The sequence below is a fragment of the Lentilactobacillus senioris genome (assembly GCF_026798195.1).
GTDB classification, from domain to species: Bacteria; Bacillota; Bacilli; order Lactobacillales; family Lactobacillaceae; genus Lentilactobacillus; species Lentilactobacillus senioris_A.
Genome location: NZ_JAPQEZ010000011.1, coordinates 1 through 8,835, shown reverse-complemented (window position 1 = coordinate 8,835; position 8,835 = coordinate 1). Strand labels below are relative to the sequence as shown.

The 8,835-nt window shown below is 38.6% G+C and carries 9 protein-coding genes and 2 pseudogenes; 8 read left to right on the top strand and 3 right to left on the bottom strand.

Features of this window, described 5'->3' with window-relative positions:
* Positions 1 to 33 precede the first annotated feature (33 nt).
* Positions 34 to 810, bottom strand: coding sequence for a hypothetical protein (locus OXT66_RS09125; RefSeq protein WP_143042429.1), 777 nt, complete (start codon positions 808 to 810; stop codon positions 34 to 36).
* Between the two features lie 343 nt (positions 811 to 1,153).
* Between OXT66_RS09125 and OXT66_RS09675 the strand changes: the two are divergent.
* The 8 genes and pseudogenes from OXT66_RS09675 to OXT66_RS09645 all read left to right on the top strand — a co-directional run.
* Positions 1,154 to 1,258: pseudogene (locus OXT66_RS09675) on the top strand (putative holin-like toxin); the annotation flags it as partial.
* Between the two features lie 232 nt (positions 1,259 to 1,490).
* Entirely contained in the window at positions 1,491 to 2,792 is a 1,302-nt protein-coding gene (locus tag OXT66_RS09115; RefSeq protein WP_268597014.1) for a Y-family DNA polymerase, read from the top strand.
* Positions 2,785 to 3,105 carry an acetyl-CoA carboxylase gene (locus OXT66_RS09110; RefSeq protein WP_268597013.1) on the top strand — a complete coding sequence of 107 codons (321 nt, stop codon included), beginning with the start codon at positions 2,785 to 2,787 and terminating at the stop codon, positions 3,103 to 3,105. Before OXT66_RS09115 ends, OXT66_RS09110 begins: the two co-directional genes overlap by 8 nt.
* Positions 3,098 to 3,484, top strand: coding sequence for a hypothetical protein (locus OXT66_RS09105; protein WP_268597012.1), 387 nt, complete (start codon positions 3,098 to 3,100; stop codon positions 3,482 to 3,484). The genes OXT66_RS09110 and OXT66_RS09105 overlap by 8 nt, the downstream gene beginning before the upstream one ends.
* 133 nt (positions 3,485 to 3,617) lie before the next feature.
* Positions 3,618 to 4,064 (top strand): lactococcin 972 family bacteriocin, encoded by a 447-nt coding sequence (locus OXT66_RS09100; protein ID WP_064775582.1) that lies wholly within the window; start codon positions 3,618 to 3,620, stop codon positions 4,062 to 4,064.
* Positions 4,065 to 4,192: 128 nt separating this feature from the next.
* Positions 4,193 to 6,328, top strand: a complete 2,136-nt coding sequence (locus tag OXT66_RS09095; RefSeq protein WP_064775583.1) for a hypothetical protein — start codon at positions 4,193 to 4,195, stop codon at positions 6,326 to 6,328.
* A 1-nt stretch (position 6,329) separates the two neighbouring features.
* The gene (locus tag OXT66_RS09090) at positions 6,330 to 6,974 is read left to right on the top strand and encodes an ABC transporter ATP-binding protein (protein ID WP_064775584.1); all 645 of its coding nucleotides are present in this window, start codon (positions 6,330 to 6,332) and stop codon (positions 6,972 to 6,974) included.
* Between the two features lie 177 nt (positions 6,975 to 7,151).
* Positions 7,152 to 7,241, top strand: coding sequence for a putative holin-like toxin (locus tag OXT66_RS09645; protein WP_129637591.1), 90 nt, complete (start codon positions 7,152 to 7,154; stop codon positions 7,239 to 7,241).
* Between the two features lie 157 nt (positions 7,242 to 7,398).
* Here OXT66_RS09645 and OXT66_RS09085 read toward each other — a convergent pair.
* Together OXT66_RS09085 and OXT66_RS09080 are read right to left on the bottom strand one after the other, a co-directional pair.
* Positions 7,399 to 8,620, bottom strand: a pseudogene (locus tag OXT66_RS09085) (ArdC-like ssDNA-binding domain-containing protein).
* 3 nt (positions 8,621 to 8,623) lie between these two features.
* The coding region (locus tag OXT66_RS09080; protein WP_268597011.1) for a hypothetical protein at positions 8,624 to 8,835 on the bottom strand (212 nt) is incomplete at its 5' end.

The window sequence follows — 8,835 nt, the reverse complement described above, 5'->3', positions numbered from 1 at the left end:
TAGGGTATACCCTAGTGGCCGTTTGATATGAACTTATTTTGTTTTATATTTATCTTGAACAGCAAGAATTTTTGCTAAATATTCCATATCTAAATCTTTTCCCAAGGAGTCTTGACAATTTGTTTCAACGACAAATTCCTTCACTGTGCCACTCATGGTCTGATATATGAAATAAATATAAACGGGCTTTTTATTAACGAAGCGCTTTAATGCTTTATAATTAGACGTAAGACGATTCTTAACTGCGTCTAAAAAGCGCCCTTTAGGAATAACAATAGTTCTCATTTCGTGACTTTTGATGGGAATAAAACCAGCCGCCGCAATTTCATCGCCATTTTGGATATTCACCATTTGAAGGTAAGGATATAAGTCCTTATCTTCATATTGCTTTTTATAGTTCTTAGACTTTATCTTATCTATAAACAATAAAAATAAGCGATATGCCCAAGACCTTGTCGTATGCGTGGTCTTACGATTGTTGTCTTTGCACAATCTAAGTTTTACTCGAATGATGTATGGCAACAACTTTCGATATAGATAGGATTTCTTGTCTGTAACCATTATTCCTAGCAGTTCAGACGCTTCAGTTCCTAAACTGTCATTATATAGGAAAATAGCTGTTTCAAAATTGTTGCTTCCTGAGGAGTATTCAAAAGATTGTCTCAGCTTCCTGTGACGATTTCTTAAAAATGTTATTACTGCTAATCCGAATGCTAACCAACCTACCGATATGTTAATGCTAATCCATTGGATGATATTTAAAATTAGTTCCCATGATTGACCTATAAATAATTGTATAACTTTCAACATTATAAAATCTTCTTTCTTATTTGTTTGCATTTGTATTATTATTTTTAGAATTATCAAGCGCCTTACTGTTCTACGTCACCAAGTTTTAAAGCCTTCTTTCAAATTTTGTCCGTGTCCCACTAGTAATATAAGGATTAACCCTGAAAGTTAATCCGTTTAAATTGATTCTCACTAGTAATATAGCGATCAGGCAAATTTGTTTTAAAGCTTGGATAGTGATACAGAGTCCCTGTATAATAGTTCTTTGTAGAGAAGTTAAGGCGGTGGCTATTTCCAATCGGAGGTGGTGCTTATGGTGTTAAACCTTTAAAGCCCATAAATCCTAACGAAAGGAGTAGTCTAAGTGTCCGTTGCGGACGCTTTACAATTAATGCTGGCTTTCGGTATGTTTATCGTAGCCTTAATCGCATTAATTGTTGAGCTGATCAAAAGTCAGCAAAAAAAATAACCGCCTTAGCTCTGGCAAGCTAGCGGTTATTAAATATCGTTAAAATCTGCCACCGTCTTAAACGGCTCTACATGGGAAGTCCTGTTCACTCGGGGCTTCCTTTTTCTTACTCACATTATAGCATGACTATAATTGACTTTCGACTATTTTTAATCAGCTTTCTAACAATTTAAGGGAACATATGTTCGTTTCTGTGCTACAATATAGGTAAAAGCTAACGGAAGTGATCTAAATGTTTTTTGATGATGAACCGCATGGCGTGTTCTTCTTAATCGATAACAAGTCCTTTTATGCTAGTTGCGAAGCCGTTGCCCGGGGCCTTAATCCCTTAAAAGTCCCGTTAGTGGTCCTTAGTGAAGCTGAAAATACCAATGGTGGGCTCATTTTAGCCACGTCACCCGAAGCTAAGCATGTATTTCATCTTAAAGCCAATGTCTCCCGAAAACGTGATTTGCCTAATGATCCCAGGCTTTGGGTCGTGCCACCGCGCATGAACCTTTATATTCAACGCAATTTACAGATCAATCAGATTTTTCATCAATTTACCACTGAAAAAGAGGTTTGGCCGTATTCGATTGATGAAAGCATTCTTGATATGACCCATACTTGGCGGCTGTTTGGCAATTCCGTTCGCGAAGTGGCGCGCTTGATTCAAAAGACAGTTCGGCAAAAACTAGGCTTGTATACCACCGTGGGGATTGGTGACAATCCGGTGCAAGCTAAATTAGCCTTAGACCTTTACGCTAAACATAATCATGAATTGATCGGTGAAATCCATTACGAAACTGTGCCGGATAAAATTTGGTCAATTGACGAATTAACGGACGTTTGGGGGATTGGCCCCCGTATGGCTAAACGTTTGAACCGGCTTCAAATTCATAATATGTATGAGCTAGCCCACACCAACCCTTATTTACTCAAACAGCAGCTTGGAATCATTGGTAGCCAATTATTTGCTACGGCCTGGGGAATTGATCGCGCGCAAGTTACGGAACCAACTAAGGTTAAAGAAGCTAGCCTGGGTAATTCGCAAGTATTGCCACGAGATTATTTTAACCAAGTCGAAATTGAAACCGTAATTAAAGAAATTGGGGAACAGGTGGCGGCGCGGCTTCGGCACCACCATAAACTGGCGGGGTGTCTATCGCTAAGCATTGGGTTTTCCTATGCCGCAGCCGAATCAGATGGGCGCGGTGGCTTTCACCAAGCTTTAAAAATTGAACCGACTAACGACAATCAAGTTTTGACGCAACAATTATTGTGGTTATTCCGTCAAAATTGGGACGGTCAAGCTGTCCGCAATATTGGCGTTTATAGCAGTAAACTAAGTGCCAACTCCGGCCAACAACTTAATTTATTTGAAACACCGCGTAACCAAATTCGCCGCAGCCGGTTAAACCAAGTGATTGATGAAATTCACCGGCAATTTGGGTTCACCAAACTAGTTTACGCGACCAGTTTATTAAAGGGGGGCACCGCTATCAAGCGGGCTTCACTAGTGGGCGGACATAATGGAGGCAATAGCTATGAATAGTGATATAGAGATTATTAAGGGGCGGTTAACCCTACTGTTTAAGCGGCGTCCCCAAACCCGCTATTGGTTAATGTTGACTAATGACACCTACGATCAGACCTATAATCTGTTTTTTAACAGTCAACGGGCTAACGAGCGCTTGCAATCCGTTCCTTTACATAAATTAGCTAACTATGATCTAGCTGATTTAGAGACGCTACTAAAATCTTTGCGACAAAAGATTAAACTAACGATCGAATTTGTTGGCTTTACTGGTGAACGCTGGCCTAAAAGTCAAAAGTTAATTCAACGAAAGCGGGTGTCCCTTGAATAGCCAAGACTTTGACTTAGATACGGTTAAGCATTTCTTTGAACATGATTATCACGACCGGGGCATGATGAAATGGCAGGGGTTTTATTTGTCCGATCATACCGCCGCGCTAAATCAACAAAACCAGCAGTTGAATGCAGTCTATGTCCCACGACCGCAGCAATCCTTAGCGGAACTGACACAAGTGTTGGCCGCCGCGTATCAAAGTCAACAACTGGTAACGATTCAGCTAAAAATGGTTGATCAAAATAACCACCATTTGCCGGATATAACGACTTTAATTCATGGCTACAATGCTAATGATATTGTGATTGATTCTGATTGTTTCGTCCCGCTACAAGAAATTCGCAATGTGGCATTCAAAAACGAAAAGTTAAAATAACGAATAAACATTGATTTAAGCGGTATTAGTTAAATATAAAATTACACATTTGATTATGTGCAACCATTTATTTGTGCTACACTGGAAGCGAGTAAAGCGCTTTCTATTGATTAAAAGAAAGAAGGATATTATAATGTCACGAAAAATCACAACTCTTCTTTTAAGCAGTTTGTTAGGATTGGCTTTAATTCCAGCAACAGGAGTTTCCGCAAATGTTGGCAATGATGATAGTTCTTCCACAGGTGGTGGTTACGTAGAGCTTTCAACTACCGATACAACAGCGCCAACACCTGTAATTTCACTAAATAGTAATGATACTTTAGCTGTTTCTAAAGCTGCAGTTAAGGGTAAGGGCTTGGCACCATATAAATGGCACCACATTGATGGTGGTGATTGGCTGTTTGGGGTTTATGGTACAAAAGTACAATCAACTTATAAACACGCTAAACGTAACCATACGGCAACGGCCCATAATGGTAACGGCGTAGGGCCACGTGTTAAGGCACGCGCTGGAAATACAGCATTTTCACAAGTTAATGCAACGTTAACGGGAAACAAGGCATTTTACGGCTTTTACTAATACAGATAAAAAGTAATTGCGTAGCGCTTTACTCCCTGATGCTCTCATATTCCATGGGAGCATTTAGTTTTTTCATAACATATAGTTGAGAGAGTCTTATAAGGTTTTTGGTGGGAAAGGAGGAAATCATGAAAAAAATATTGTCATTTAGCATGATAATATTCTTAGTACTTTCTGGGATACTTATCATTAATACTTCAATAAATAGTTATTTCAATAAACTGCTGTATAGCCAAGAAAAAGAAGTCTCGCTGCAATTAAAAAATAATGCTGATTATGAAAAATTGACACGTCAACTCCAAAAAGTGGCTACTGGCAATACCAGTGTCTCACAATATTTTTTCACTGGTGAAAAAGGGTTAATAATCTATAGTGCTAATTCTAAGCTTCCGGTAACAGGTGATAAGTCTCCTGATAATGAGGCTACCAATTACAGCAGAAATGGAGAAAGATTACTTCTTCCCAATACTCAGTATCGAGTTAAATTGTATCCTTTTTATAAAATTAAGAACTTAGGCCTAAACAGTGTCTTTTATGTTCGAGGTAATATCAATAGAGTAACTCAAGTGATGCACAATTTCGGTAAAGTTAAGGTTAAAGCCAACATCAGCGAAGCTTCCCCTGAAATTAATAATACATTTAATTATGCTACGTTAGCGCTTTTATCGGGCTTTGTTTCACTGATTTCACTGATGTTTGTCATTATAAAAGAGCGGCAAGCGGTTATGCTAAGAAAACTTTTTGGTCATCGACTGAGTAGCAATGTCATTGAATCTATTAAAAGTGTTTCTTCTAGTATGGTTTTGGCTGTAACGAGCAGTGCTGCACTATTAATAATATATTCTGCTTACCAAAATTGTCTGATTTATTATAAGACGTTTATTTTGCAGTTAGTACTCTTATATATTGGTTATCTATTTTTGATGATTTTTATTTATAGTTTAGTTGCAATTTTACAAGCTAAATTTAAGGCCGCTTCATTTAATTGGTCAGGGGCGTCACTAATCGCTATGTCAGTTAGTGTTATAGCGTTCATAGCCTGTGTCTTATTTATTAGTATCAAAATCCCGGAAATTCATCAAGAACTTTTGCAATATCAAAAACAGACTAAGAATCTTAGTACGTGGTCATCTACAAGGAACATCTATCAGACTAATGTAACTAACCAACTTGATCGAACGGATAATCAAACTGAGGTGGCTTATGATTTAAGTGCAAAAAAGCTTTGGCATCAGTTAAATAAACGGAACAAAACATTTGTAGTCTTTTCAAACAATCTTTTGGGAGCCTACAATTCAAATAATCAATTAGTTCCCTGGTACACAATTGATCCGGATAATAGATCTGCATCGGACAATATAGTTAGGCCATCTGGTAGGTCGATTACCGCCGATACTAATTATTTAAAGTTGTCTAAAACTAAACTGGTAAATGGTACCCAAGCGTCAAGATTAAAGCCCACGCTTTTTAAGAAAATTTTGGTAGTTCCTGAAAAATATAGACCTTACGAGTCAAAGATCCGGTCCAATTATTTATCGGAATTTTTATTCCAGTTAAATTCAGATTTTAAAGAGTGGAAACGAATGGAACATACGCCAAAATTCACTCGGAAGAATCTTAAAATAGAAATAGTTTATGCTAAAAATGGGCAAGAATATTTCACATACAATCCTAACTCCGGAGACAATTTAGAAACGAATATGGTTAAGGATCCGATTATAACCGTTTTTGATGATTATCAAAATAGTCTCAGTTATGGCAACTTATTTGCACTAAACGGAGGACTTTTCTTTTTCAATAAACATGTTGGTGAAGTTTATGAGAGAATTAAACCCGCATTGAAGAAAAGCGGCATGGGTGGCACAATAAACTATGTAACATCTATTTATGCACAAAAAGCCAAGCTAATCCAGCAGACTAAAAATGCTACTAACACTGCGCTAACTCAAATAGTTGTGCTTGGTATCATAACTTTCGTTTCCCTAGCTGTATTGATAAATCAATATTATTTATTACGAGAAAAAGAAATTATTATCAAACAATTTATGGGATTCCCACTTTACATGATTATGCTTACCCCCATTAGCTTTATTAGTGCCGTTTTCATAGTTTCTAACCTTATAGCTATCTATACGTCACGATCAGTAGATTGGTTAGGCTTAGCAGAATCGTCGTTAATATATTTAGGAACAATTCTAATGTCATTCACCATTGTTTTGTATGATATAAGAAAACGGAACCGAACCATAGGGAGGGATTCATAAAATGATTCTTTTAAAGGAAGTATCAAAAGCATATGACAAGGTTCCTATATTACAAAATATCAACCTAGAAATACCGAAAGGATCCTTCTGCAGCATTTCTGGTAAAAGTGGAGCCGGAAAATCAACGCTTTTAAAAATAATTGCTGGCATCGAATCCCCTACCTCTGGTCAAATTACTTTAGATGGTACAGATTTAAAAAAGATTAACTATCCAGATTTGTGGGGAAAACGGTTTTCGTTTGTATTTCAAAACTATTTTTTGTTAGATGATAAAACCGTTAAGAAAAACTTAAAACTAGCTCAAAGAAAGATCAGTGAAGATGCGATGCTCACAGCATTGTCTCGTGTCGGATTGCAATCAGAATTATTAACTCAACCAGTGTATAAATTAAGCGGTGGTGAAAAACAACGGGTAGGCATTGCACGAGCCACAATTAAGCCCTTCGATGTGCTTATTGCAGATGAACCAACAGGTAACCTTGATCATCAAAATGCTCAAGCTATAATCAAAATTTTTCAAGAACTACAAGCATTAGGTAAAACTATTATAGTTGTCTCACATGATGATGATTTTCAGAAGGTGGCAGATCAAAAGTTGTGTCTGAGGGATTCTAAATTAGTATCTGTACATGAAAGCCAGGTATAGTAATCACACCCTAAAATCGGCGGCTAGTCCAGCTTAATGTTCAATAGAACTTGGTTACCCGCTGATTTTCTCGTATAATAGATCAAGCAAGAAGTTTTAAGGGCGGTGGCTGTCTTTTCCCTTACGAGGTGAGGCCCATGGGAACATGGAATAATCTTCAGGAAGGTTTCACAGTCAATGAGCGTCTTCCAGACACTCTCGTTGATGTTGCTGTTTGGCACGTTTTTAATCGCGCTACTCAGCTATATCGACAAGCAACACAAATAAAAAAGCCGCCCCGATTATAACTTTGGCGAGTTACGGGACGACATTAATATAGTTTTGTAATTATGCCACCGCCTTTGAAGCGGCTTGCGTGGGAAGTCCTGTTTTCGGCGGGACTTCCCTTTTCTGTCCACATTATAGCATGTCCTTTAAAGACTGGCTACCGTTTTAAACTTTGATCAAGTTCGGATTCGGGTTGTTTGATTCCTGGATTCTGTTCAGCAAATGCTTGCAGTTGTTTTTGAGTTCGCTCACTGATTTCTTGGTGCACATCGTTTAACTGGTTTTTAAATTGTGCTTTCTGTTGTGGACTAGTTGCTTGTTGAATTTGTTGTTGCAAGCCTTGATAGGACTTATTAAGATCCTGGGCTGATAGCTTTTTTAGATCATGCTCAGGCTCTTTTTGGGCTTCTTGTAAACCTAATTGTTTGGTTAACCCGTCACTAAGCTCAATCACCTTGTTACTAACTTGCTGAATTTCACTTAAAGCACTATGGATCACGGCTTTATCTTTAGCCCAGGTGGCCACGTAACCGAGTGAATAGTTACTGGTATCAACGCCAATGTTTTGCATGGCGACATATGCAACCGCCNATCACGGCTTTATCTTTAGCCCAGGTGGCCACGTAACCGAGTGAATAGTTACTGGTATCAACGCCAATGTTTTGCATGGCGACATATGCAACCGCCTCGGCCTGGGTTTCCTGATAGGCTCGTGGCCGATCTTTAAAGGCTGATTTTAACCCGTGTAGCTGGCTATGTGCATATTCGTGATATAACGTCTTTAGTTTCAAAGCATTGTCGGGCTCATCGCCACCAATGACGATTTCATTAGTGCTGGGTTGAAAATACCCCTTAGCCCCATTTAGCGTCGCTAAAGGCACTTCACTGACTTTAAGGTCGGGTTGCTGGTTTAAATAATCTTTGAACGCGTTATACAAGCTCGTTACATTCTGATGATCGGCTAAATTTTCTTTGACAAAATCCTTAGAACTTAACACTGGTTCACCGCTAGTTTGTGACACGTCAAAGACGGGTAGATAACGGTAACCGACAATGGCGCGTTCATCGGTGGTATCAAGTCGCTTTTGCTCGGCTGGTGTTAACTTCTTAATAATCGGGGCCGCAATCCGAATCGCTTTTGCGCCCCGGTTGACGGTGCGGTTAAAAGCCGTCTGCCATTGCTTAAAACCGGCGACTTGAGTAGCTTGAGGATTTTGCGCATAAATTAAATCAATGTTTCTGGCGCTATAATGATGGAATTTAGCCAAGGTATTGAGGTACTGTTTAAATCGGTCACTATCGGTTAATTTTAGGATTTGTTGTTCAGCCTGGGCGACTAATTGTGCTTTCCAGGCTTTAACATCTGCTTTACTCGGCATTGTCTACCCCTCCTCATCTTCAAAAATATCATTCAATGTCGGCAGTGATCTTATTTGAATCAAGGTCGTGCCATAAAGGGCAACGTAACCGTCAGATAATTTTTGCCAAGCTACTTGATAATAGGCCCCGTTACCAGTAATTTCTTTTAAATACTTGTAGGTTCCTTTAGTCTGCAAAACCGGTAATTCACTCCCAATGACTGTTAATTCGTTAT